The organism is Serratia sp. LTN-2, from assembly GCF_059740205.1.
This window is the reverse complement of sequence record NZ_JCAXDO010000007.1, coordinates 25,364-49,365: the sequence shown is the minus strand read 5'-3', so window position 1 is coordinate 49,365 and position 24,002 is coordinate 25,364. Positions and strand designations below refer to the sequence as shown.

Below are 24,002 nucleotides of genomic sequence, written 5' to 3'. Positions count from 1 at the left end.
TTTATTCATTCTCGGCGGTTAACGGCAGTTCAATGCGGAAGCAGACGTCTGCACCGGCGACCGTCGCCAGTTGCAGCTCACCGCGCATGCGACGGATACAGTCCTGAGCGATGCTCAACCCCAGTCCGCTTCCTTTTACCGCCCCTTTTCGCTGGTGACTACCCTGGAAAAAAGGCTCGAAAATCATGGCTCTTTCAGCCTCGGGGATCGGCGTGCCGGTATTGGCGACGTCGATTTGCACCCGTTGTCCAACCTGACGGCTGCGGATCCAAATGTTACCGGATTCCTTGCCGTAGTGCACCGCATTGGAGTAGAGATTATCCAGCACGCGCATTAATAGCGTAGGCTCTGCCCAGCAGATTTCCGCCTTCAGATCGATATCGGTGGCGATCATTTTCGCCCGTGCCGGCAAACTGTGCGCGGCGACCACCAGATCGACCATGTCGCGCAGCTCGACGTTCTCGTGTTCCGCCGGGCCGTCGGCCAGTTTGCGGTTGTAATCCAGCAGTTGTTCAATCAGCTGTTGCAGATGACGGCTGCTGTTGTCGAGGATCGCCACCACCTCTTTTTGATCGGAGGTCAACGGCCCCGCCACTTCGTCGGCCAGCAGTTCGGTGCCTTCACGCATGCTGGCCAGCGGCGTTTTCAACTCGTGCGAGATATGGCGCAAGAACTCGTGGCGCTGCGACTCCAGCCACGCCAACCGTTCGCTCAGCCAGATGATGCGCTGCGCCAGCGAACGCAGCTCGCGCGGCCCTTTGAACGACGCAGTGCTGCCCAGCGCGCGCCCTTCCCCCAGACGGTTGATCATCCGCTCCACGGCCTTGACCGGCCCGATGATCATGCGGGTGAACAGCACCACCAGCAGCACGCTGACCAGGAACAGCAGCAGCGCCTGCCAGCCGAAGAACTGACCGCGCTCGGCAATGGCCTGCTGCAGCTGCTGGCCGCGTGAAAACACCACCGCGCGCGTGGCCTGCACCATTTCGGCATTGGATCGTGAGAACGACTCGAGCAGGGCCGAGGCCTCTTGGTCCGGCCCGCTGTTATGGCATTTGATCGCCGCCAGCTGGGTCAGCAACTGACGCAGCGTTTGGTAATAACGTTCGTCCGGCAGGATCGGCGCGTGGGCGTCCAGCATCTGCGAATACTGTTTGCGCTGGTTCTGATACAGCTTCTGCAGCGTAGGATCGACCAGCACGCAGTACTGACGATAGCTGCGCTCCATCTCCAGCGCCACGCTGGTCATCGCCTCGCTGCGCCGCGCGTCCACCAGCGTGGTGCGGTTGATGTCCGCCGCCTGTGCGCTGAGGTGATCCAGGCTTTGATAAGCCTGATAAGCCAACACCAACAGCGGTAGCAGCACCAACAGGAACGCCAGCAACACCAGCTGCCGCAGCGAACGGGGGAATAAACGCCATTTTTTCAACGAAATCATCTCATTCTCTCAGCTCTGTCACGATGCTAACTGACTCGCCGGAAAGAGAAAAGCCCGGCAAGGGAGAATCCTGAACGCGCAAGGAAAAAGCCGCGGGATCGGTGAAGCGTGCGCACAAGCGCAGCGCACCGACGACACGCGGCAGCAATACGATAAACGGGAATAAAAGCGATACTGTTTGGACAACGTCTGTGTTCGCGGGCATAGGCGACGAAACAGGGATAAACGCAGCGTTGAGAATTGACGCCGGGGCAAGAAGTTTGCCCCGCCGCAAGGAAAGTGTGGATGCCCTTGAGTCTCGTCCCCAGGGTGATGTAGCGCAGCGGCTGGCATCGAACAGGACGAATAGCATCCGTAAGTATCCAGGATTGATGAACCCTTCATCACAGTTGGATACAGGCGGTGCCTCACTCCACGTGTCGCCCGATGCTTGATAAAGCCGCTTGCACGGTCTGTTATCGGTTTGGTTGGACGATAGGCACCATTTCTTTGGCATCATTCGGAGGCTTATGAGGTGATTTGCCGTCTAATTACGGCGCCGTCATAAAAAGTTGAATGAGCAACCGCTGAGAATAATGCACGTTGCATGCCAACTTTGCAATAAAAATCATAACATATTGATTTTAATTAAAAATAAATTTACAACGGCAAATATTCTCACTCATCAGGCACCGATGGGCGATGAAAAAAACGCCGTGCTGTCGCCAAACGCAGACAACTAAAGCCAAACCCAATTAGCATTAATAAAATCAACCAGTTAAATGTCTCCATTTAGCGACAGGAAAAATAGCCCTTGTCGCAAAATGCAGACACTGCCGCCCGGCGGTGAACAGCGACCATAAAAAAGGGCGCAATTGCTTGCGCCCTCTGTACGGTGGTGGTCGTTTTTAGCCCAACTGCTTACGGGCATTGCGGAACATGCGCATCCACGGGCTGTCCTCGCCCCACTCTTCCGGGTGCCAGGAGTTGCTGACCGTGCGGAACACGCGTTCCGGGTGCGGCATCATCACCGTAGCGCGCCCGCTGGCGCTGGTCACGGCGGTAATGCCGTTCGGCGAACCGTTCGGGTTGGCCGGGTAAGCCTCCGTGACCTGACCGGCGTTGTTGACGAACCGCAGCGCCACCAGGCCGTGGCTTTCCAGCGCCGCCAGATGCGCCGCATCGCGCACTTCGACATGCCCTTCACCGTGGGAAACGGCGATCGGCATACGAGAACCGGTCATGCCCTGCAGGAACAGCGACGGGCTGGCCGCCACCTCCACCAGGCTGAAGCGCGCCTCGAAGCGATCCGACAGGTTGCGCACAAAGCGCGGCCAGTGTTCGGCGCCCGGGATCAGCTCGCGCAGGTTAGACATCATCTGGCAGCCGTTGCATACGCCCAGCGCCAGCGTCTGCGGACGGTGGAAGAACGCTTCGAACTCGTCGCGCACCCGCTCGTTGAACAGGATAGACTTCGCCCAGCCTTCGCCGGCGCCCAGTACGTCGCCGTAAGAGAAGCCGCCGCAGGCCACCAGCGTGTGGAAGTCCTGCAGATCGCGGCGCCCCGCCAGCAGATCGCTCATGTGCACGTCCACCGCGTCAAAGCCGGCACGGTGGAACGCCGCCGCCATCTCAACGTGGGAGTTCACCCCCTGCTCGCGCAGCACCGCCACTTTCGGGCGAGCGCCCTTGGCGATATACGGCGCCGCGATGTCTTCCTCTGGTGCGAAGGTCAGTTTCACGCTCAGGCCGGGATCTTGTTCATCCTGCTTGGCCTGATGTTCCTGATCGGCGCACGCCGGGTTGTCGCGCAGGCGCTGCATCTGCCAGGTGGTTTCCGCCCACCAGGTGCGCAGCGTATTGCGGCTTTCGCTGTACAGCGCCTTGCCGTGTTGCTGAATGACGAAACGATCGCCGGCCTGCGCGCTGCCGATGTGATGCACGTTGTCGGTCAAACCGTGTTGAGCGAACGCCTGCTTCACGTCGTCGAGACGTTCGGCGCTCACCTGAATCACCGCGCCCAGTTCTTCGTTGAACAGCACCGCCAACGCATCGTCGCCGAGGCCGTCCAGGTTAACGTCCACGCCGCAGTGGCCGGCGAAGGCCATCTCCGCCAGCGTCACCAGCAGGCCGCCGTCGGCGCGGTCGTGATAAGCCAGCAGCGCGCGATCGGCCACCAACTGCTGCATGGCGTTGAAGAAGCCCGCCAGCTGCGCGACGTCGCGCACGTCGGCCGGTTTGTCGCCCAGTTGGCGATAAACCTGCGCCAGCGCGGTGGCGCCCAGCGCGTTATGGCCGTTGCCCAAGTCGATCAGCAGCAGCGCGTTGTCGCCCTTATCGGTGCGCAGCTGTGGCGTCACGGTGCCGCGCACGTCTTCCACGCGGGCGAAAGCGGTGATGACCAGCGACAGCGGCGAGGTCATTTCACGCTGTTCGTTGCCTTCCTGCCAACGGGTTTTCATCGACATGGAGTCTTTGCCCACCGGAATGGTGATGCCCAGCGCCGGGCACAGCTCTTCGCCCACCGCTTTCACCGCTTCGTACAGACCGGCGTCTTCGCCCGGGTGGCCGGCGGCGGCCATCCAGTTGGCGGACAGCTTCACGCGCTTCAGGCTACCGATCTCGGTGGCAGCCAGGTTGGTCAGCGCTTCCCCGACCGCCAGGCGACCGGAGGCGGCGAAGTCCAGCAGCGCCACCGGCGCGCGTTCGCCGATCGACATCGCTTCGCCGTAGTAGCTGTCCAGGCTGGCGGTAGTGACCGCGCAGTCGGCCACCGGGATCTGCCACGGGCCGACCATCTGATCACGCGCCACCATGCCGGTGACGGTGCGGTCGCCGATGGTGATCAGGAAGGTCTTCTCCGCAACGGCCGGCAGATGCAGCACGCGTTTCACCGCATCGGCCAGGGTGATGTTTTCGCGCTGTACCGCCTGGCCACGCGCCTGCAGGCGCGTGACGTCGCGGGTCATCTTCGGCGTCTTGCCGAGCAGCACGTCCAGCGGCATGTCGATCGGTTGATTGTCGAAGTGGCTATCGTTCAGCGTCAGGTGCTGCTCTTCGGTCGCTTCGCCGATCACCGCGTAAGGCGCGCGTTCGCGGCGGCAGATCTCGTCGAACTGCGCCATCTGCGCCGGGGCGATCGCCATCACGTAACGTTCCTGCGATTCGTTGCACCACACTTCCAGCGGACTCATGCCCGGCTCGTCGTTGAGAATATCGCGCAGTTCGAAACGGCCGCCGCGGCCGCCGTCGCTCACCAGCTCCGGCATGGCGTTGGACAGGCCGCCGGCGCCGACGTCATGAATGAACAGGATCGGGTTCTGGTCGCCCAGCTGCCAGCAGCGGTCGATCACTTCCTGACAGCGGCGTTCCATTTCCGGGTTGTCGCGCTGCACCGAAGCGAAATCCAGATCGGCGTCGGACTGACCGGACGCCATCGAGGACGCCGCGCCGCCGCCCAGGCCGATATTCATCGCCGGGCCGCCCAGCACCACCAGCTTGGCGCCGACGGTGATTTCCCCTTTCTGCACGTGATCGGCGCGGATGTTGCCGATGCCGCCCGCCAGCATGATCGGTTTGTGGTAGCCGCGCAGCTCAACGCCGTTGTGGCTGTTGACACGCTCTTCATAGGTACGGAAGTAGCCCAGCAGCGCCGGCCGGCCGAATTCGTTGTTGAACGCCGCGCCGCCCAGCGGGCCTTCGGTCATGATATCCAGCGCGGTGACGATGCGTTCCGGCTTGCCGAAATCTTGCTCCCACGGCTGTTCAAAGCCGGGAATGCGCAGGTTGGACACCGAGAAGCCCACCAGACCAGCCTTCGGCTTGGCGCCCCGGCCGGTAGCGCCCTCGTCGCGGATCTCGCCGCCGGAGCCGGTCGCGGCGCCCGGCCACGGCGAGATCGCCGTCGGGTGGTTGTGGGTTTCCACTTTCATCAGGATGTGCGCTTCTTCCTGATGATAATCGTACGTGCCGTTCTCCGGCGCGGCGAAGAAGCGGCCGACCTGCGAGCCTTCCATCACGGCGGCGTTGTCTTTATAAGCCGACAGCACGTAGTCCGGCGTCTGCTCGTAGGTATTCTTGATCATTTTGAACAGCGACTTGGGCTGCTGCTCGCCGTCGATGATCCAGTCGGCGTTGAAAATCTTGTGGCGGCAGTGCTCGGAGTTGGCCTGCGCGAACATATAAAGTTCGATATCCGTCGGGTTGCGCCCCAAACCGGTAAAGGCATTCAGCAGGTAGTCGATCTCATCCTGCGCCAGCGCCAGGCCGAGCCGGACGTTGGCCTGCTCCAGCGCGGCGCGCCCTGCGCCCAGCACGTCGACCGACTGATACGGCGCCGGCTGATGGTGCGCGAACAGCTGTTCGGCCTGTTGCAGCTCGCTGAAGACGGTTTCCATCATGCGATCGTGCAGCAGCGCTGCAAGCTGCCGCCACTGGGCTTCCGTCAGTTCAGGCGCCTTGACGTAGAACGCCAGACCGCGCTCCAGCCGCAGCACCTGTTGCAGACCGCAGTTGTGGGCGATGTCGGTGGCTTTGGAAGACCAGGGTGAAATGGTGCCCGGACGCGGCGTAACCAGCAGCAGCCGGCCTTCAGGGGCGTGTTCGGCGAGAGAAGGACCGTACTTGAGCAGACGCTGAAGTTTGGCGTGTTCTTCGGCACTTAACGGTGCGCTGACATCGGCAAAGTGGACGTACTCGGCGTAGATATCACTGACGGGCAGGTGGGCGTCCTGACAGCGGGACAGCAGTTTGGTAATGCGAAAAGCCGATAAAGCGGGCGAACCACGCAGAATTTCCATAATCAAAGTTCTCTCGTCTTCGAAGCGACGGATAAGACGCTTCATTGGGCGCAACAGGGGAAAACGCGCGTCATTATAGAGAATCCTCCGCGCCGACGAAACCGTTTGCGTAGGGATTATTGATAAAAGCGTGCCGCACCGTCGAATTGTCATAACGTGTCAATAAAGTTGCACACTGGCGTTTTGTTGCGCAAAATGCCCCCGCACTGGTGATTTAACCATGAGAAAAGTCGTGGCTGCCGTCGCCGGTGTACCTGTGCCACCACTGGATAACTATTTGAAACGTCTTAAAATAAACTACATCCTCATCGGCGTTGTCACCCTGCTTCTGGCTCTCGCGCTGTGGCCCAACATCACCTGGCGCAGCGGCCAGGGCGGGCAACTCCAGGAGATCATTTCCCGCGGCGAGTTGCGTATCAGCACGCTGAATTCACCGCTGACCTATTTCAACACCAAGCAAGGGCCGGGTGGGCTCGACTACGAACTGGCCAAGCGCTTCGCCAACTACCTCGGGGTGAAGCTGGTGGTGATCCCCCATCAGAACATCAATGACCTGTTCGACGATCTGGACGACGATGACGCCGACCTGCTGGCGGCGGGCCTGATCTACAACCAGGAGCGCCTCAGCCGCGCGCGCACCGGCCCGGCCTACTATTCCGTTTCCCAACAGCTGGTGTACCGGCTGGGCACCGCGCGGCCGAAAAGCTTCGCTGACATTAAAGGCAAGCTGGCGGTCGCCTCCGGTTCCGCGCACGTCAGCACGCTAAAGCAGCTCAAGCAGGATAAATACCCGGACCTCGCCTGGGAGTCCTCCAGCGATCTCACCTCCAAAGAGCTGCTGGAACGGGTTGCCGACGGCAAGCTGGATTACACCCTCGGCGATTCGGTGACCATCGCGCTGCTGCAGCGCATCCATCCGCAGCTGGCGGTGGCGTTCGACGTCACCGACGAAGAACCGGTCACCTGGTACCTCAAACGCGACGGCGACGACAGCCTGTACGCGGCGATGCTGGATTTCTACAGTCAGATGGTGGACGACGGCACCCTGGCGCGGCTGGAAGAGAAATACCTCGGCCACGTCGGCAGCTTCGACTATGTGGACACCAAAACCTTCCTGTCGGCCATCGACTCGGTGCTGCCCAACTTCCGCCCGCTGTTCGAGAAGCACGCCAACGAGATCGACTGGAAGCTGCTGGCGGCCATCGCCTATCAGGAATCGCACTGGAATCCGCAGGCCACCTCTCCCACCGGCGTGCGCGGCCTGATGATGCTGACCCGCGCCACCGCCGACGGTCTGGGGGTCAATGACCGCCTCGATCCGGAAGAGAGCATTCAGGGCGGCGCCCTTTACCTGCAGCGGCTGATGGCCAAGGTGCCGGACAGCGTGCCGGAAGACGAACGCATCTGGTTCTCGCTGGCGGCCTACAACATGGGTTGGGGCCATATGCTGGACGCACGCAAGCTGACCAAGACGCAAAAAGGCAACCCGGACAGCTGGGTCGACGTCAAGCAGCGCCTGCCGATGCTCAGCCAAAAGCGCTACTATCCGCAGCTGACCTATGGCTATGCGCGCGGGCGTGAAGCCTACAACTATGTAGAAAACATCCGCCGCTACCAGGTCAGCCTGGTGGGCTATCTGCAGGAAAAAGAGAGAAAGGCGGCGCAGGCGGCCGCCGAGCAGGAGGCGTTGGGGAAAGGCTATCCGACGGTGATGCCGGAACTGGCGCTCAACTACTGATTATTCCGGTTTATCCGCCGCCCGTTGCGCCAGCCTGAGCGCTTTTTTCTGTTCGCGGCGCAGGCGGAAGAAATTGCTCAGGGTGGCGGCGCATTCGTCCGCCAGCACGCCCGAGACGATCTCCACCTGATGGTTCATGCCCGGATGGCGCAGAATGTCCACCAGCGAACCGGCAGCGCCGGTTTTCTCGTCGGCGGCGCCATACACCAGCCGACGGATGCGGCTGTGCACCATCGCGCCGGCGCACATCACACAGGGCTCCAGCGTGACGTACAGCGTGGCGTTCAGCAGGCGATAATTTTGCAGCACCGCGCCGCCCTGGCGCAGCGCCATGATCTCGGCGTGTGCGGTAGGATCGTGGCGGCCTATCGGCCGGTTCCAGCCCTCGCCGATGACCTGATTGTCCAGCACCAGCAGCGCACCCACCGGCACCTCGCCCTCTTCCTGCGCGCGCAGGGCCAACCGCAATGCCTGACGCATCCAGTATTCATCGTTATATTCAGTCATCGCATAATTCCTCGTGCGCTTTTGCGGCGGGCATTATACACACTAGCCCCACTTTGTCGTAACCGCGCGACAATGGCTATACTGGCCGAATCAGCAGGTGATTCAGGGACAAGAAACATGAAACTCAGTAAAAAGAACGCCGTCGTGGTGCGCAAGGCGCTGGACGGCTGGGTCGGCGAAGGCGCCTTAACGCCCGAGCAACAACAGCAACTGCTGCAGCATATGGACGTGCAGCCTTTCGACTGGCGACGGCTGGCGCGCTATGCGTTTCTGGCCGCGCTGGCCTCGCTGCTGATCGCCGTCACCAGCCTGTTCGCCGACAACGAACTGCTGGCATGGCTCAGCGAGCTGTTCCGCTTTGACGCGCCGGTACGCATGGCGATCGCCGGCGTACTGGCGGCGCTGGCCTACGTCTGGGCGCTGCGTCGCCGCCGGCGGCATCCGGAGAAACGCTACGGCAACGAGGCGGCGCTGTTTGTCGCGGTGTTGCTCACCGCCTGCGCCTTATGGCAACTGGGGGTCTGGCTGGATAACGGCAGCGGGCGGGTTTCCGTGCTGCTGCTGTTCGCCGCGCTGCTGTACGGCGCGATCGGCTGGTTCAGCCGCTCCGGACTGGTGTGGTGGTTCGCCCTGCTGTCGCTCGGCAACGCCTTCGGCGCCGAGACCGGCTACCTGTCCGGCTGGGGCGCCTACTGGCTCGGCATGAGCTACCCGATTCGCTTTATCGCCTTTGGCGCGGTACTGATCGCCGCCGCGCTGCTGCTGCGGCCGCTGTTGGCGCAGCGCGGTCTGCAGCGGGTGTCGCTGGCGATGGGGCTGCTGTACCTGTTCATCGCCCTGTGGCTGCTGTCTATCTTCGGCAACTACGGCGATCTCGACAGCTGGTACAGCGCGCGCCAGATCGAGCTGTTCCACTGGAGCCTGCTGTTCGGGCTGGCCGCCCTCGCCGCCATCTGGCTGGGGTTGAAACATGACGACGCCATGCTGCGCGGTTTCGGGCTGACCTTCCTCGGCATCAACCTGTATACCCGCCTGTTCGAGTTTTTCTGGGACAGCATGCCGAAGACGATTTTCTTCGCGCTGCTCGGGCTGAGCCTGTGGGCGTTGGGACATTATGCGGAGAAGATTTGGCAGCTGGGGCGCAAGCCGCACGACGTGAGCGACGACTGATCGCAGTACCGATAACAACAACAAAGGGCGGAATCCTCCGCCCTTGGTTTATTCCAGCTGCTGCAGCTCACCCTGTTTGCTTACCCGCCAGCGGTGCTCGCAAAAGAACAGCAGCGGATTATCCTGCTTGCTGTCGCTGTAACCACTGTACAGCTTCAGCGGCGCACCGAGCCGCTGCTCCAGCTGCACCACTTTCTGCTCCCCCAGGCAACGCAGGGTCAAGACCCAACCGCCGCAGCGGCGCGTGATGCGGCTGCCGATCAACCGCACCCGCGGCAGAAACGCCGAATCGCGATACACCTGCTCCACCAGCCGTTCCGGCGAGCCGGTAATCAGCCACACTTCGGCATCGTGCTCCTCCAGATACTGCCGCAGCCGCATTTGCACCACCGGAAACGCGGTGACCTTCTGGCGAAAGGCCTCGATAAACTGCCGCTCCAGCGCCTTCAGCGTCGCTTCGGAACGCCCGAAAGTGATCGCCCACAGTAGCAGGCTCATCGGCCAGCGCGCAGCGCGCCCCAGCAGCAACAGCGCCAGACCGATCGGCAGCAGCAGCGGCACCACCAGCAGCAGGTTCAGCGGTAGGCGGCGTAGCAGGAAGCGCAAGAAACTGCCGAACATATCCTCCTGATGCAGGGTGCCGTCCAGATCGAAAAACACCACGCGGCGCCCTTCTGCGGCCGGTTGTTGCTGCTTGTCGCTCAAACGCTACTCCTCGGGATCGTTGAACCCCATCATCCAGGTGAAGAGAAAACCGGCGATAATCGTAATCAGCATCCCCGCCAGATACAACATCACCTTACCTGAGACGATGGTCAACGCCAAAGGCAGCCCCGAAATGCCGAAGGTGATGACCGTCGCCACCTTCCAGTAGCTGATCAGCGCGCCGCCGACCGCGCCGCCGAGGCAGGCGCCGATAAACGGCCGGCCCAGCGGCAGCGTCACCCCAAAGATCAGCGGCTCGCCGATGCCGAGAATGCCGACCGGCAACGCCCCTTTGATCACCTTCTTCAGCCGCGCGTTGCGGGTTTTCAACAGTACCGCCAGCGCCGCCCCCACCTGGCCAACGCCGGCCATCGCCAGAATCGGCAGCAGCGGGTTGGAACCGTGCGCCTGCACCAGTTCGACGTGGATCGGCACCAGCCCCTGATGCAGGCCGGAGAGCACCAGCGGCAGGAACAGCCCCGAGAGCAACGCTCCCACCAGCAGCCCGCCCTTGTCGATCGCCAGATTGGCGCCGTGAGCGATGGCGTCGGAGATAATGCCGCCGATCGGCTGCAAAATCAGGATCGCCAACGAGGCGGTCACCAGCGTGGTCAGCAATGGGTTAAGGATCAGTTCGACCGACTCCGGCAACAGCGTGCGCAGGCGCTTCTCTACCCAGCACATCAACGCCACCACCAACAATACGGCGATCACCCCGCCGCGCCCCGGCTGCAGCGCCTCGCCAAACAAGGTGATCTGCGCCAGCGCCGGACTGGAAAGAATGCCGGCCATCACGCCGCCCATCGCCTGCGAGCCGCCAAACACCCGCGCAGCGTTAACCCCGACCAGAATGTTCATGATGGCGAACACCGCGCTGCCGAAGATAGCCAGCAGCCCCAGCACGTTCGGATAGTCCACCGCCAGCTGGCCGGCGATGTCGGGCCGTTTCAGCAGGTTGATGATGCCGGTGATCAGCCCCGAGGCGATAAACGCCGGGATCAGCGGAATAAAAACATCGGCCAGCTTTTTCAGCGCACCGCTCATCGGCGCCGCGTACTTTTGCTTGGCCTGCGCTTTTGTGCGAGCGGCATCGCCGACGGCGGCAACGGGCTGCGCATCACCGCTCAACAGCCCGCGCATGGCGTCCACCACCTTGGCGGCGGCACCCGGGCCGACGATAAACTGATGCTGTTCACCCTGCTTGATATAGCCCTTCACGCCCGGCAGCTGCTTGAGGGCGGCCAGATCCAGGCGCTGCTCATCGCTGACCTCGACGCGCACCCGCGTCATGCAGTTTTCCAGTTTGAGGATATTGCCCTCGCCCCCCACACCCGCCAGGATCTGTGTCGCCAATGCCGTTGTCTTGTCCATCGCCGCCCCCACCGTGAATTAACGCGCCAACGCCGCGCGCAGATAACCGTCGTGCTGCTGCAGCCGCTGCTGCGCCTCTTCAGCGCTGACGCCGGCCAGAATCATCAGGATCGCCGGTTTGACCTCAAAGCCGGTCTGCGTCAGCGCCGCCTCCGCCTGAGCGCGTCCGGCGCCGGTGGCTTCCACCACGATGCGGCAAGCGCGATCTACCAGCTTGACGTTGGTGGCCTTCACGTCCACCATCAGGTTCTGATAGACCTTACCCAGCTTGACCATCGCGCCGGTCGACAGCATGTTGAGCACCAGTTTCTGCGCGGTGCCGGATTTCAGGCGAGTCGAGCCGGTCAGGGCCTCCGGCCCCACCACCGGCGAGATCGCCACCTGCGCTTCATGCGCGATAGGCGAGTCCGGGTTGCAGGAGATGGCCGCCGTCGGGCAGCCCAGCCCGCGGGCATAGCGCAGTGCGCCGATCACATAAGGCGTGCGCCCGGAGGCCGCCAGCCCCACCACCATATCGACGGCGGTCAGATTCAGCGCTCTGAGATCGGCTTCCCCCAGGGCTTCGTCGTCTTCCGCCCCTTCCACCGCTTTGAGCAGCGCGCCCGGTCCGCCGGCGATCAGCCCCACCACCACACCGTGCGGCACGCCGAAAGTCGGCGGGCATTCGGAAGCATCCAGCACGCCCAGCCGGCCGCTGGTGCCGGCGCCCAAATAAATCAGCCGTCCGCCGGCCTTTAGCGCCGCCGCCGCCAGGTCAACCGCCTGCGCGATCGCCGGCAGCACCTTTTCGATCGCTTCCGGCACCTTACGATCCTCCTGGTTAAAACAGCGGACCATGTTCAGCGTCGACATCTCATCCAGCCCCATGGTGGCCGGGTTGCGGGTTTCCGATACCAGTGCGCCTAAATTCATCTGTTCACCTTTGAATTTTTAATTCACAAAATTAAATCAATATTTGAATATTTTATTCAACAAAGCGAGCGCTATTTGCTATTTTAACGGTGAGCTCACAAAAATTTTCACCGCGCGTTTTCGCCCTCTGCATGGCAAAATGGCCGCTGGTTTCCAGGGAAAGAACAATGAGTACCCTTCTGCGCATTCGCCAGATGTATCCGACACTGGCGCAAAACGACCGCAAGCTGGCGGATTTTCTGCTGAATAACGCCGAGCAGGCGCGCCATCTCAGCTCGCAAAAGCTGGCTCAGCTGGCCGGCATCAGCCAATCGAGCGTGGTGAAGTTCGCCCAAAAGCTGGGCTATAAAGGCTTTCCGGCGCTGAAGCTGGCGCTGAGCGAAACGCTGGCCCAACCGCAGGCCGAGCCGGTGGTGACCGTTCACAACCACATCCTCAGCAGCGATACGCTGAAAATCGTCGGTGAAAAGCTGCTGGCGGAAAAGCAGGCGGCGCTGCGCGCGACGCTCGACATCAACAGCGAAGAACGGCTGCATCAGGCATTGGACATGCTGCGCCAGGCGCGCCGGGTGATGCTAATCGGCATCGGCGCTTCCGGGCTGGTAGCCAAGGATTTTTCCTTCAAGCTGCTGAAAATCGGCGTAATGGCGGTAGCCGAAGCGGATATGCACGTCCAGCTGGCGGCGGTGCAGGCGCTGGATAAACGCGATCTGCTGGTGGCGATCTCATTCAGCGGCGAACGGCGTGAAATCAATCTGGCGGCGGAAGAAGCGCGCCAGGCCGGCGCCAGGGTGCTGGCGCTGACAAGCTTCTCACCCAACGGCCTGCAGCAGCGCGCCGATCACTGCCTGTATACCATCGCCGAAGAGCCCCATACCCGCAGCGCGGCCATCTCTTCCAGCACCGCCCAGTTCGCTCTGACCGATCTGCTGTTTATGGCGCTGATCCAGCACGATCTCGATCATGCGCGTGACCGTATCAGGCACAGCGAACAATTAATGAAAAAGTTGGTTTAATCGGTATAATGCCGCTGCGAAAAATACCCCTGTTAAAAATGAGAGATATGCCATGGCGCTGCTAATCACACGCAAATGCATCAACTGCGACATGTGCGAGCCGGAATGCCCGAACCAGGCGATTTCGATGGGTGATGACATCTACCAGATCGATACCGATCGCTGCACCGAGTGCGTTGGCCATTACGATACGCCGACCTGCCAGCAGGTCTGCCCGATCGACAACACCATCATTACCGATCCGCTGCATCGCGAGACCAACGAGCAGCTGTGGGACAAATTCGTGGTGTTGCACCACGCCGATCGCCTTTAGCCCGCCGCAGAACTGACAAGGGCGCCACAGGGCGCCCTTTCTCTTTTCAGCTTTCGACGATCACCGTCGCGCAGGCATAGCGCCGTTCGTCGGCCAGCGAAACGTGGATCGCGGCGACCCCCATCTCCCCCGCCAGCTCGGCGGCGCGGCCGTGCAAACGAATATTCGGCTTGCCCAACGCATCGTTGAACACTTCGAACTGGTTGAACGCCAGGCCGTTGCGGATGCCGGTGCCGAACGCCTTGGCAGCGGCCTCTTTCACGGCGAAACGCTTGGCCAAAAAGCGGATCGGCTGCTGGTGCTGCTGATACAGCGCCCACTCGGCATCGCTCAGCACCCGGCGCGCCAGACGGTCGCCGCTGCGCTCCACTACCGCTTCGATACGCGCCATCTCAACGATGTCGGTACCCAGCCCGAGCACCGCCATTACCGGCGCGCTTCCCGCATCAGCACTTTCATATCGGCAACCGCGGCCGGCAGCCCGCACATGACCGCCTGGCCGATAATCGCATGGCCGATATTCAGCTCGTGCATTTCCGGCAGCGCGGCGATCGGCTGCACGTTGTGGTAAGTCAGACCGTGGCCGGCATTGACCTTCAGTCCCTTCTCGGCCGCGTAGGCGGCAGCCACCGCGATGCGGTGCAGCTCGGCCTGTACCGCCAGCTCGCCCTGCGCTTCGGCGTAAGCGCCGGTGTGGATTTCGATATAAGGAGCGCCCACCGCCACCGCCGCGTCAATCTGGCGATGATCGGGATCGATGAACAGCGAAACCAGAATGCCCGCCTGCGCCAGGCGCTCGACCGCCACGCTCATTTTGTCCAGCTGGCCAGCGACGTCCAGGCCGCCTTCGGTGGTCACTTCTTCGCGTTTTTCCGGCACCAGGCAGCAGAAATGCGGCTTCAGCTCAACGGCGATGTCCAGCATCTCGTCGGTCACCGCCATCTCCAGATTCATGCGCGTCTGGATGGTCTGGCGCAGCAGGCGCACGTCGCGGTCAGTGATGTGACGGCGGTCTTCGCGCAGATGCACGGTAATGCCGTCGGCCCCCGCCTGTTCGGCAATGAATGCCGCCTGAACCGGATCCGGGTATTGGGTTCCGCGCGCGTTACGTAACGTGGCGATGTGATCGATATTGACGCCCAGCAGCAAATCAGCCATGACAACCTCTAAATACGATTTTCAGTGCCAGCAGTGTACACGCGGGCGCAGGACGGCAAAAGGGGAAAAGGTCAGGCGTCGTCGACCGGCGTATTCGGCTGTTTGCGCACGAACTGGCGGAACAGTTCGCGGCTCTTCAACGGCTTGCCGCCGAGGTAGGGTTTCAGCGCCATGCGGGTGAAACGCTTGGCGGCGCGCAGCGTGTCGGCATCGGGAAACTGACGCTCCGCCAGCGCACGCAGTTCGCGGCCGGTGAAGCTGTAATGATCCACCACCAGGCTGGCGATAAAGCCTTTCTCTTCGCGGTAACGGTAGGTCATGGCGTCATCCACCGGCAGGCCGCTGCCGGCGCAGTGCAGAAAATCGAGGCCGTAGCCGAGGTGATGCAACAAGGCCAGCTCGAACTGGCGCAGCGCCTGTTCCGGCGAACTGTCTTCCGCCGCCAGCGCCTGCAGGCATTGCAGATAGTCGAAGAACAGCACCGAGTAGTTGGCTTCTTGCTCCAGCACCCGCGCCAGCAGTTCGTTCACATACAGGCCGCTGTAGAGCATCATGCCGCTGAGGGGTAAACCGAGAGAGACCGCTTCGGCGTTGCGCAGCGTTTTCACTTCGCCGCGGCCGCCCCAGCGCACTAACAGAGGGGTAAAGGGCTGCAGACAGCCCTTCAGATTGGAGCGGCGGCTGCGCGCGCCTTTCGCCAGCAAGCGCACCCGCCCATGACCTTCGGTAAACAGATCCAGCATCAGACTGGTTTCACTGTACGGCCGCCCATGCAGGACGAAAGCGCGCTCCCAGCCGTCCACGGATCGTTACTTCAGATCGTCAACGTAGCCCAGGCTGCGCAGCGCACGTTCGTCGTCCGCCCAACCGGATTTCACTTTCACCCACAGCTCCAGATGCACTTTGGCGTCGAACATCTGTTCCATGTCCTGGCGCGCTTCGATGCCGATGGTTTTGATCTTGGCGCCCTTGTTGCCGATGACCATTTTCTTCTGGCCTTCGCGCTCGACCAGGATCAGGCCGTGCACATCGTAACCACCGCGATCGTTGGCCACGAACTGTTCGATTTCCACCGTCACCGAATACGGCAGCTCTTCACCCAGGAAACGCATCAGCTTCTCGCGAATGATCTCAGACGCCATAAAGCGCTGGGAGCGATCGGTGATGTAATCTTCCGGGAAGTGGTGTTCCGCTTCCGGCAGCAGTTTGCGCACGATGCCGGCGATGGTGTCGACGTTCATCCCTTTCTCGGCGGAGATAGGCACCACGTCGAGGAAATTCATCTGCTGGCTGAGGAACGCGATGTGCGGCAACAGCTTGGATTTGTCGGTGACGTTATCAACCTTGTTGATCGCCAGCAATACCGGGCAGCGCAGGCTGCGCAGCTTGTTGACCACCATTTCGTCGTCGGCGGTCCAGTTGGTGCCTTCGACCACGAAGATCACCAGTTCGACGTCGCCGATCGAGCTGCTGGCCGCGCGGTTCATCAAACGGTTGATGGCGCGTTTTTCTTCGATGTGCAGCCCAGGGGTATCGACGTAGATCGCCTGATAGGCGCCATCGGTGTCGATGCCCATGATGCGGTGACGGGTCGTCTGCGGCTTACGCGACGTAATGGAAACCTTCTGCCCCAGCAGTTGGTTCAGCAACGTCGATTTGCCCACGTTCGGGCGGCCGACGATGGCGATGAAACCGCAGTGTTGTTTTACTTCGCTCATTCAAGCTCCAGCTTTTTCAGCGCTTGTTCCGCTGCCGCCTGCTCGGCTTTACGGCGGCTCGAGCCGGTGCCCACTACGGGCTCGCTCAAACCACTCACCTGGCAGTGGATGGTAAACTCTTGGTCGTGCGCTTCACCGCGAACCTGCACCACCAAATAAGAAGGCAACGGCAGATGACGCCCCTGCAAAAACTCCTGCAAACGGGTTTTCGGGTCTTTCTGCTTATCACCGGGGCTGATTTCGTCCAATCGGCTGCGATACCAGTCCAAAATCAGTCGTTCAACGGTCTGAATGTCGCTGTCCAGGAACACGCCGCCGATCAATGCCTCCACCGTATCCGCCAGGATTGACTCGCGGCGGAACCCACCACTTTTCAATTCGCCCGGCCCAAGCCGCAGACATTCACCCAGGTCAAACTCGCGCGCCATCTCCGCCAGCGTGTTGCCGCGCACCAGCGTGGCGCGCATGCGGCTCATATCGCCCTCGTCTACGCGAGGAAAGCGGTGATAGAGCGCATTGGCGATGACAAAGCTCAGAATCGAGTCACCCAGAAACTCAAGACGTTCATTGTGTTTACTGCTGGCGCTGCGGTGAGTCAAAGCCTGCAGTAAAAGCTCCTGCTGTTGAAAAGTGTAGCCCAGCTTCCGCTGCAGCCTGTTTATTACGATGGGATTCATGAGTTACCAATAGATCAAGAATGCGTCAAAAACTTGCAGCATACGGAACAGGCCTGCTTCGCTGAAAGCCGATCCAAAGCTGTTTCGTTTGCAGTGGCTCCCAGCAGAGAACCAACTTTTTATCGCTCGAGAAAGTATTCTACAACGAGTGGAAACATAATGCTGTGTTTATATCCCCTTAATCTTTCACGCCGCAGTAGGCTGCGGCGTGAAATTTACGGAAAATAAGTCAGCGATTAATGAATGCCGCCAATCCGACTGAAACGCACGCCGGTCGGCCACTCACCTTCCTGCTTTTCAAAGCTCATCCAGATGGCCGTGGCTTTGCCCACCAGATTCTTCTCCGGCACAAAGCCCCAGTAACGGCTGTCCGCGCTGTTGTCGCGGTTGTCGCCCATCATGAAGTAATGCCCGGCAGGCACCACCCACTCCGCCAGCGGTTTACCCGGCTGTTGATAGTAAGCGCCCACCCGATCCTGTGCATCCGGCACAGTCAGGATACGGTGCGTCACGTTGCCCAGGCTCTCCTGACGCTCACGCAGGCGAATGCCGCCCGGCGGCACGTCGTCGTTCAGCGGGATCTGGTAGAAACCGTTGCTGGCCTCGCCCATGCCGCTGCGGCTGAACAACTGCACGAAGTCGCTCGGCTGCGCGTCGGCGTAGGTCACCGCCAGCGCGGTGTCGCAGGACTGCCCGCTGTTGCATGACGGCTGCACCGTGACACGCTTATTTATCGGATCGTAAGTAATACGATCGCCCGGCAGGCCGATCACGCGCTTGATATAATCCAGTTTTGGATCCAGCGGATATTTAAATACCGCGATATCGCCGCGCTTCGGATGACCGGTTTCAATTAGCGTGGTCTGGGTAATCGGATCTTTAATGCCGTAAGCATATTTCTCCACCAGAATGAAATCGCCAATCAACAGCGTCGGCATCATTGAGCCGGACGGGATCTGGAACGGTTCGTAAATAAACGAACGCACCACAAACACCAGCAGCAGCACCGGGAAGACCGAAGCGCCGGTCTCTACCCAACCTGGCTGCTTCGCCACTTTCGCCAGCGTTTTATCGTCTACGGCGCCCGCAGTCTGTTCGTTGACCGCCGCGATCTTCGCGCGGCGGGCCGGCGCCCATTTAAAGCGCTCGAAGCACCAGATGATCCCGGTGACCAGGGTGGCCAACGCCAGGATCAGGGCAAACATATTCGCCATGCAAACTCCCTCGTTTCGCGAACTCGTCGCGGTTACTTGCCGTCTTTGCCCACGTGCAGAATGGCCAGGAACGCTTCCTGCGGCAGCTCGACGTTGCCGACCTGCTTCATGCGCTTCTTACCGTCTTTCTGTTTCTGCAGCAGCTTTTTCTTACGGCTGACGTCGCCGCCGTAGCACTTCGCCAACACGTTTTTACGCAATTGCTTCACGGTGGAGCGCGCGATGATGTGCGTGCCGATCGCCGCCTGAATCGCGATATCGAACTGCTGACGCGGGATCAGATCTTTCATCTTCTCCACCAGTTCACGGCCGCGATACTGCGAGTTGTCGCGGTGGGTGATCAGCGCCAGCGCATCCACGCGCTCGTTGTTGATCAGCACGTCCACGCGCACCATGTCGGAAGCCTGGAAGCGCTTGAAGTTGTAATCCAGCGACGCATAACCGCGCGACGTGGACTTCAGGCGGTCGAAGAAGTCGAGCACCACTTCCGCCATCGGGATTTCATAGGTCAGCGCCACCTGGTTGCCGTGGTAGACCATATTGGTCTGCACGCCGCGCTTTTCTACGCACAGGGTGATGACGTTGCCCAGGTATTCCTGCGGCATCAGCATGTGACATTCGGCGATCGGCTCGCGCAGTTCCTGGATGTTGTTCAACGGCGGCAGCTTGGACGGGCTGTCGACGTAGATCACTTCCTTGCCGGTGGTTTCCACTTCGTAGACTACCGTCGGCGCGGTGGTGATCAGATCCAGATCGTATTCACGCTCCAGACGTTCCTGAATGATCTCCATGTGCAACAGACCGAGGAAGCCACAGCGGAAGCCGAAGCCCAACGCGGTGGAGCTTTCTGGCTCGTAGAACAGGGAGGCGTCGTTGAGGCTGAGCTTGCCCAGCGCATCGCGGAAGGATTCATAGTCGTCGGAGCTGATTGGGAACAGACCGGCGTACACCTGCGGCTTCACTTTCTTGAAGCCCGGCAGCGCTTTATCCGCCGGCTGACGCGCCTGCGTCAGGGTATCGCCCACCGGCGCGCCGAGGATGTCTTTGATCGCACAGACCAGCCAACCCACTTCGCCACAGTTCAGCACGTCGCGATCGACCTGCTTCGGCGTGAAGATGCCCAGGCGATCGGCGTTGTACACCTGGCCGGTGCTCATGACCTTGATCTTGTCGCCCTTGCGCAGCGTACCGTTCTTGACGCGCACCAGAGACACGACACCCAGGTAGTTATCGAACCAGGAGTCGATGATCAACGCCTGCAGCGGCGCATCCGGATCGCCCTGCGGCGCAGGAATGTCGCGCACCAGACGCTCCAGCACGTCGGGCACGCCGACGCCGGTTTTAGCCGAGCAGCGCACCGCATCGGTGGCGTCGATGCCGACGATGTCTTCAATTTCCTGCGCGGCGCGATCCGGATCGGCGGCCGGCAGGTCGATTTTGTTCAGCACCGGCACCACTTCCAGATCCATTTCGATCGCGGTGTAGCAGTTGGCCAGCGTCTGGGCTTCTACGCCCTGACCGGCGTCAACCACCAGCAGCGCGCCTTCGCAGGCCGCCAGCGAGCGGGAAACTTCATAGGAGAAGTCGACGTGGCCAGGGGTGTCGATAAAGTTGAGCTGATAGGTCTGCCCATCCAGCGCTTTATAATCCAGCGTAACGCTCTGCGCTTTGATGGTGATGCCGCGCTCACGCTCCAGATCCATGGAATCGAGCACCTGCGCAGCCATTTCACGGTCGGACAGGCCGCCGCAGATTTGGATAATGCGGTCAGACAGCGTCGACTTACCGTGGTCAATATGGGCAATAATGGAGAAATTTCGTATATGCTTCATTATAAAAGTTTTTCTGCCTTGGTATTTCTGAATTACTCGCCTATAGAAACCCGCATGGACCTAAAGCGACAGTGAATGGGTTAGGCCGTCTTGCACCTGAATCGCTGCATTCTACATGCCACACCACTGAAAACCTAGCGATCGGTGCAGTGAAGGCACTCTATTATGCGCGGCTTAATGTTACAGGGCGCTCCAGGTTGTGAAAACAGATGTTAACACGAGCGATGCCACCCGAACCCAAGGCTGGCACCGCCTCCGCAGCAACCAAACCCCGGTGTTAATACATAAGCGGCCGCAACGCAATAAACCCTCTCCGAAATTATAAAAAAAGAATATTTGGATCAACCTCTTAGAATTCAATTTCGTCCCTCTGCGTTTAGGAAAAACCCCATATACGCCACTGCCTTCCCTCGGATAGAAAGGGCGTGAACTCCGCGACAAAACATTATTCCGGGCACTACATCGGCAGCCCACCGGGGTTCACCAGCATATCTGCGTACGTTGATTGGAAGGTGCATCATGATCGATAAAGGGCAAATGCTGAGCCGGCACGATTTTTCGAAGGTCAACTGGGGCATTCTGGCGGCGGCGGCGTTGCTGTTTAGCGTGGGGGCGGCGCTGTTGGTGCTGCCGCTGCTGAGCAGCATTGATGAGAGCGAAGCCATCACGCTGCTGCAGGCCGGCGCGGGCACGATTTTACTCGGCTGTACGCTGCTGGCGCTGCGGCATTATCTGCGTCCGGCGCTAACCTATCGTCTGTATGAACACGGCGTGCGGGTCTTTGACGGCCATCATCACAAAGAGCGTTTCATCCCGTTTGAGAAAATCGGCGACATCTATCGCTTTCGCGGCGGTAAGGCTTTCGGCGGGTGGCTCGACGTCACGGCGTTTCGCACTGGCGCGGATCAGCCCTGGTGTACGGTCTTCAGCAATGTCGCCCATTCGTGGCGGCTGGCGGACGTGATCGTCGATCAGCAGTTGCAGCAGCGCGGGCCGCTGGCGTTGAATGCGCTTTATCAGGGGGAGACGGTGTCGTTTCACACCGTTGAGGGCGACGCGCGCTGGTTGTGGCAGCTGCTGCTCGGCAAGCGGCAAAGCACACCGGCGAATACGCTGCGGCTGAGCGCCACTCTGCTGACGACTGAACGGGGCAATGTGCCGATCGAACAGATCCGCGCGCTGGAAAACCATCCGCAGCGCGGCATCCGTTTACTCGACGGCCAGGGAAATGTGCTGTTCGCTATTAACTATGATTCGTTGCTCAGCGCCGATCTGTTCATCGCGCTGCTGGAACATATGATCCACAACCGCATCCCCGCCTATCACACCCCGGCGATGACGCGGCCGTCGGTTTAAATCAGCGGGGAGTTTTCCGCCTGCATGCGCATCGCGGTAGGCGGCAAGCCAATCTGCAGCACCACCGGCTGATAATCGGCCTGCTCGCCCAGGCGCCGGGCCAACCGGCGCGCCAGCATAAAGGCCGCCCCGCCACCCAACACGGCGCCCACTGCCGCCGAGGCGTCACTGCCGAAGCCATATTGCAGCAGCGTGCCGCCCAGCATCATGCCCAGCAGCGGCGTCAGGTAAACCAGCATGGCGGAGCGCAGCAGGCTGCCTTCCGCAATACCGACCTCGACGCGCTGCCCCGGCTCGAGCGGCTGATCGATACGCACCTGCAGCTGATGCTCGGTTTCCGGCACCAGCTCGTTCAACGCACGCGCGCCGCAGCCGGAACGCGCAGTGCAGCTGCCGCAGCCGGCCTTGGGTTCACAGCGCAGCAGCGCTACGCCCTGTTGCCACGAAACCACCGTGGCCCACTCTTTCATCATTACGGCGATACCTTGAAAGAAATGCTGTCGGCGATACGCTTGGCCGTCGCCGGCGGCAATTCGCCCACAATAGTGATTTCGTTGCCCGCGCGCACTTCGGTCTGAATGGTGCGGCGCCCCTGACGGTAGTACTGCTGCCCGGCTCCGCTGCCCGCCGGGCTGACGTTGACCGAGAAGCTGAACAGGCCGTCGCTGTAGAGCCGGGATTCAACCGGCACGGCGACGTTCGGCAATTTACGGCGATTGCGCGCCACCTCGTCCACCCCGGCCGGCAACCAACCGATGCTCCAGCTCAGCTGGACCTTTTCCACCGCCGGCAGCGACAACAGCGGCGGCAAATTGGCTTTGAGCAGCCCCTGCATCGCGCCCTGCACATCGGCGCCGACCGCGAAGGAGATCACCCGATATTGCTCCAGCGTTTCGCCATCGCGATCGAGCAAATCCACCCGCAGCGGCAGCTTGGTGTCCTCGTCCATCCAGACGATGTAGCTGTAGCGGGAGCCGTCGCGCGCCACCACGCGCAGCACTTCACACGGCCGATCGGCGATGCGGGTGCTACCCACGGAAATGAAGTCGTAGTACTTGGCCAGGCGATCGAAATCGGCATAGACAATGGCCGGCAGCGCATCGACGATGTGATCGCCGGTGAGCGTGAACGGCTCAAGGCCGGGTTCGAAGTAGCTGATCCCGCCGCCGCGCTGCAGCACTTCGCGGCGCGGGCCGTCCATATGCAGCAGCTGGCCGAGCGGCACTTTGCCGATCACCGCATGGCGATAGCGCAACGACTCGATTCCCTGCTTGCTGATGCTGATGTAGGCGAGCTCGTAATTGAGAGAACGGCTGGCACTGCTCATCTGTTGCAATAACGCCCCGGACGCAGTCGGCTGCGCCGGGGCGATGCTGGAATAGAGCAGGCTGCCCGTCAATAAACAAACGGAGAACCAGATTTGCTTCATTACTGCTGTTGCATTCCTAAAGACTGAGTTCCGGGAACCTGAATGGCAGCCTGTTGCGGGTTGCTTTGCTCAAGCTGCAGCTGATCCGAATGCAGGCGACGTTGCAGTTCATAGTCCTGCAGCATGGCGTTGATACGCTTACGCTGTTCCTGCACCTGCTGCTGTTGGCCGCTGCCGGTGGAGAAACTATCGGCCGGGACGCCCAGGCTGACCGGTGAGGCTTGGCCCATGATCGGCAGTGTAGTGAAGGCCGGCGATTCGGACGCGTTCGATGACGCAGCGGGCTGGTTGTAGTGCTGCACGCCGACGATCACCGCCAGCGACACGCAGGCCGCCATGCCGATTTGCGTAATCTGGCTCGCCCAAGGACGCACTTTGTGCCAGAACGGCATTTTCTGCCAGGTGTGTGGCTGCGGCTGAGATTCCTGAACGGCGGAAGGCACCAGCCGGGCAGGTTCTTTCTCAAGTGCAGCGGCGACGCGATCGGCGATATCGAAATGCATCACTTGTCCGATATCACCCCGCAGCGTGTCACGTATCAGGTGATAGCTCTGCCAGCTTTGTTGAAGCGTTCGATCTTGCGACAGAGAACTCAACAGCTCGCTGTCGAACGATTCACCATCCATCAGAGCGGAAAGCTTTTCTTTCTGCATGCCTAAGTACCCTTCCT

21 protein-coding genes are annotated in these 24,002 nt (G+C 60.9%); 5 read left to right on the top strand and 16 right to left on the bottom strand.

The genetic code is table 11. From position 1 onward, the window contains the following. Nucleotide 1: 1 nt before the first annotated feature. A complete protein-coding gene (locus AC6BYQ_RS15075) occupies nt 2-1,438 on the bottom strand; it encodes a sensor histidine kinase (RefSeq protein WP_019452329.1) in 1,437 nt (478 codons plus the stop codon). 887 nt (nt 1,439-2,325) lie between these two features. Continuing rightward, complete coding sequence (gene purL / locus AC6BYQ_RS15070) at nt 2,326-6,216, bottom strand: phosphoribosylformylglycinamidine synthase (RefSeq protein WP_498057119.1); 3,891 nt, start codon at nt 6,214-6,216, stop codon at nt 2,326-2,328. Nucleotides 6,217-6,493: 277 nt separating this feature from the next. Between purL and mltF the strand changes: the two genes are divergently transcribed. Next, on the top strand, nt 6,494-7,954 hold the full coding sequence (gene mltF / locus AC6BYQ_RS15065) for a membrane-bound lytic murein transglycosylase MltF (RefSeq protein WP_019452327.1): 1,461 nt from the start codon (nt 6,494-6,496) through the stop codon (nt 7,952-7,954). Here the strand turns inward: mltF and tadA are convergent, their stop codons facing one another. Then, on the bottom strand, nt 7,955-8,461 hold the full coding sequence (gene tadA / locus AC6BYQ_RS15060; protein WP_019452326.1) for a tRNA adenosine(34) deaminase TadA: 507 nt from the start codon (nt 8,459-8,461) through the stop codon (nt 7,955-7,957). A gap of 117 nt (nt 8,462-8,578) precedes the next feature. Here tadA and AC6BYQ_RS15055 point away from each other — a divergent pair, with 117 nt between their 5' ends. Then, a complete protein-coding gene (locus AC6BYQ_RS15055) occupies nt 8,579-9,631 on the top strand; it encodes a DUF2157 domain-containing protein (protein WP_074055555.1) in 1,053 nt (350 codons plus the stop codon). A gap of 48 nt (nt 9,632-9,679) precedes the next feature. Here AC6BYQ_RS15055 and yfhb read toward each other — a convergent pair whose 3' ends face one another. Genes yfhb through murQ form a run of 3 tightly spaced genes read right to left on the bottom strand, consistent with a single transcriptional unit; the run spans nt 9,680 to nt 12,619 of the window. After that, a complete protein-coding gene (gene yfhb / locus AC6BYQ_RS15050) occupies nt 9,680-10,336 on the bottom strand; it encodes a phosphatidylglycerophosphatase C (protein WP_019452324.1) in 657 nt (218 codons plus the stop codon). Between the two features lie 3 nt (nt 10,337-10,339). Next, nucleotides 10,340-11,707: a PTS transporter subunit EIIC gene (locus tag AC6BYQ_RS15045; protein ID WP_198637077.1), complete on the bottom strand. Its 1,368-nt coding sequence runs from the start codon at nt 11,705-11,707 to the stop codon at nt 10,340-10,342. A gap of 18 nt (nt 11,708-11,725) precedes the next feature. Then, nucleotides 11,726-12,619 (bottom strand): N-acetylmuramic acid 6-phosphate etherase, encoded by an 894-nt coding sequence (gene murQ / locus AC6BYQ_RS15040; protein WP_498057118.1) that lies wholly within the window; start codon nt 12,617-12,619, stop codon nt 11,726-11,728. 167 nt (nt 12,620-12,786) lie between these two features. Here murQ and AC6BYQ_RS15035 point away from each other — a divergent pair, with 167 nt between their 5' ends. Then, nucleotides 12,787-13,635, top strand: coding sequence for a MurR/RpiR family transcriptional regulator (locus AC6BYQ_RS15035; protein WP_063919905.1), 849 nt, complete (start codon nt 12,787-12,789; stop codon nt 13,633-13,635). A 52-nt stretch (nt 13,636-13,687) separates the two neighbouring features. Beyond that, the gene (locus AC6BYQ_RS15030) at nt 13,688-13,948 is read left to right on the top strand and encodes a YfhL family 4Fe-4S dicluster ferredoxin (RefSeq protein WP_019452320.1); all 261 of its coding nucleotides are present in this window, start codon (nt 13,688-13,690) and stop codon (nt 13,946-13,948) included. A 46-nt stretch (nt 13,949-13,994) separates the two neighbouring features. Here the strand turns inward: AC6BYQ_RS15030 and acpS are convergent, their stop codons facing one another. The 7 genes from acpS to lepA form a co-directional block, all read right to left on the bottom strand. Then, the gene (gene acpS, locus AC6BYQ_RS15025) at nt 13,995-14,375 is read right to left on the bottom strand and encodes a holo-ACP synthase (RefSeq protein WP_019452319.1); all 381 of its coding nucleotides are present in this window, start codon (nt 14,373-14,375) and stop codon (nt 13,995-13,997) included. Next, entirely contained in the window at nt 14,375-15,106 is a 732-nt protein-coding gene (gene pdxJ, locus AC6BYQ_RS15020; protein WP_154747508.1) for a pyridoxine 5'-phosphate synthase, read from the bottom strand. Before pdxJ ends, acpS begins: the two co-directional genes overlap by 1 nt. 71 nt (nt 15,107-15,177) lie before the next feature. After that, entirely contained in the window at nt 15,178-15,909 is a 732-nt protein-coding gene (gene recO / locus AC6BYQ_RS15015; protein WP_019452317.1) for a DNA repair protein RecO, read from the bottom strand. Nucleotides 15,910-15,915: 6 nt separating this feature from the next. Then, the gene (era, locus tag AC6BYQ_RS15010) at nt 15,916-16,824 is read right to left on the bottom strand and encodes a GTPase Era (protein ID WP_004929162.1); all 909 of its coding nucleotides are present in this window, start codon (nt 16,822-16,824) and stop codon (nt 15,916-15,918) included. After that, nucleotides 16,821-17,501 carry a ribonuclease III gene (gene rnc, locus AC6BYQ_RS15005; protein ID WP_004929158.1) on the bottom strand — a complete coding sequence of 227 codons (681 nt, stop codon included), beginning with the start codon at nt 17,499-17,501 and terminating at the stop codon, nt 16,821-16,823. The genes era and rnc overlap by 4 nt, the downstream gene beginning before the upstream one ends. A 236-nt stretch (nt 17,502-17,737) precedes the next feature. Then, a complete protein-coding gene (gene lepB, locus AC6BYQ_RS15000; RefSeq protein WP_063919908.1) occupies nt 17,738-18,715 on the bottom strand; it encodes a signal peptidase I in 978 nt (325 codons plus the stop codon). 32 nt (nt 18,716-18,747) lie between these two features. Further along, a complete protein-coding gene (gene lepA, locus AC6BYQ_RS14995; RefSeq protein ID WP_019452315.1) occupies nt 18,748-20,547 on the bottom strand; it encodes a translation elongation factor 4 in 1,800 nt (599 codons plus the stop codon). Between the two features lie 519 nt (nt 20,548-21,066). Between lepA and AC6BYQ_RS14990 the strand changes: the two genes are divergently transcribed. Beyond that, nucleotides 21,067-21,903 carry a hypothetical protein gene (locus AC6BYQ_RS14990; RefSeq protein ID WP_498057117.1) on the top strand — a complete coding sequence of 279 codons (837 nt, stop codon included), beginning with the start codon at nt 21,067-21,069 and terminating at the stop codon, nt 21,901-21,903. On the opposite strand, the gene rseC is transcribed toward AC6BYQ_RS14990, so the two are convergent. The 3 genes from rseC to rseA are packed head-to-tail and all read right to left on the bottom strand — an operon-like array spanning nt 21,900 to nt 23,985. Next, on the bottom strand, nt 21,900-22,376 hold the full coding sequence (rseC, locus tag AC6BYQ_RS14985) for a SoxR-reducing system protein RseC (protein WP_019452313.1): 477 nt from the start codon (nt 22,374-22,376) through the stop codon (nt 21,900-21,902). The genes AC6BYQ_RS14990 and rseC overlap by 4 nt on opposite strands. Further along, nucleotides 22,376-23,332, bottom strand: coding sequence for a sigma-E factor regulatory protein RseB (gene rseB / locus AC6BYQ_RS14980; protein WP_498057116.1), 957 nt, complete (start codon nt 23,330-23,332; stop codon nt 22,376-22,378). The genes rseC and rseB overlap by 1 nt, the downstream gene beginning before the upstream one ends. Further along, nucleotides 23,332-23,985, bottom strand: a complete 654-nt coding sequence (gene rseA / locus AC6BYQ_RS14975) for an anti-sigma-E factor RseA (RefSeq protein ID WP_019452311.1) — start codon at nt 23,983-23,985, stop codon at nt 23,332-23,334. Before rseA ends, rseB begins: the two co-directional genes overlap by 1 nt. Nucleotides 23,986-24,002: the final 17 nt, after the last annotated feature.

What these genes read in the sequence shown, in the direction of transcription:
- pdxJ (WP_154747508.1), bottom strand. Translation starts at nt 15,106, where the DNA reads ATGGCTGATTTGCTGCTGGGCGTCAATATCGATCACATCGCCACGTTA.
- AC6BYQ_RS15035 (WP_063919905.1), top strand. Translation starts at nt 12,787, where the DNA reads ATGAGTACCCTTCTGCGCATTCGCCAGATGTATCCGACACTGGCGCAA.
- AC6BYQ_RS15055 (WP_074055555.1), top strand. Translation starts at nt 8,579, where the DNA reads ATGAAACTCAGTAAAAAGAACGCCGTCGTGGTGCGCAAGGCGCTGGAC.
- acpS (WP_019452319.1), bottom strand. Translation starts at nt 14,375, where the DNA reads ATGGCGGTGCTCGGGCTGGGTACCGACATCGTTGAGATGGCGCGTATC.
- rseC (WP_019452313.1), bottom strand. Translation starts at nt 22,376, where the DNA reads ATGATGAAAGAGTGGGCCACGGTGGTTTCGTGGCAACAGGGCGTAGCG.
- rseA (WP_019452311.1), bottom strand. Translation starts at nt 23,985, where the DNA reads ATGCAGAAAGAAAAGCTTTCCGCTCTGATGGATGGTGAATCGTTCGAC.
- purL (WP_498057119.1), bottom strand. Translation starts at nt 6,216, where the DNA reads ATGGAAATTCTGCGTGGTTCGCCCGCTTTATCGGCTTTTCGCATTACC.
- rseB (WP_498057116.1), bottom strand. Translation starts at nt 23,332, where the DNA reads ATGAAGCAAATCTGGTTCTCCGTTTGTTTATTGACGGGCAGCCTGCTC.
- rnc (WP_004929158.1), bottom strand. Translation starts at nt 17,501, where the DNA reads ATGAATCCCATCGTAATAAACAGGCTGCAGCGGAAGCTGGGCTACACT.
- AC6BYQ_RS15045 (WP_198637077.1), bottom strand. Translation starts at nt 11,707, where the DNA reads ATGGACAAGACAACGGCATTGGCGACACAGATCCTGGCGGGTGTGGGG.
- tadA (WP_019452326.1), bottom strand. Translation starts at nt 8,461, where the DNA reads ATGACTGAATATAACGATGAATACTGGATGCGTCAGGCATTGCGGTTG.
- lepB (WP_063919908.1), bottom strand. Translation starts at nt 18,715, where the DNA reads ATGGCGAATATGTTTGCCCTGATCCTGGCGTTGGCCACCCTGGTCACC.
- AC6BYQ_RS15075 (WP_019452329.1), bottom strand. Translation starts at nt 1,438, where the DNA reads ATGATTTCGTTGAAAAAATGGCGTTTATTCCCCCGTTCGCTGCGGCAG.
- AC6BYQ_RS15030 (WP_019452320.1), top strand. Translation starts at nt 13,688, where the DNA reads ATGGCGCTGCTAATCACACGCAAATGCATCAACTGCGACATGTGCGAG.
- lepA (WP_019452315.1), bottom strand. Translation starts at nt 20,547, where the DNA reads ATGAAGCATATACGAAATTTCTCCATTATTGCCCATATTGACCACGGT.
- era (WP_004929162.1), bottom strand. Translation starts at nt 16,824, where the DNA reads ATGAGCGAAGTAAAACAACACTGCGGTTTCATCGCCATCGTCGGCCGC.
- AC6BYQ_RS14990 (WP_498057117.1), top strand. Translation starts at nt 21,067, where the DNA reads ATGATCGATAAAGGGCAAATGCTGAGCCGGCACGATTTTTCGAAGGTC.
- murQ (WP_498057118.1), bottom strand. Translation starts at nt 12,619, where the DNA reads ATGAATTTAGGCGCACTGGTATCGGAAACCCGCAACCCGGCCACCATG.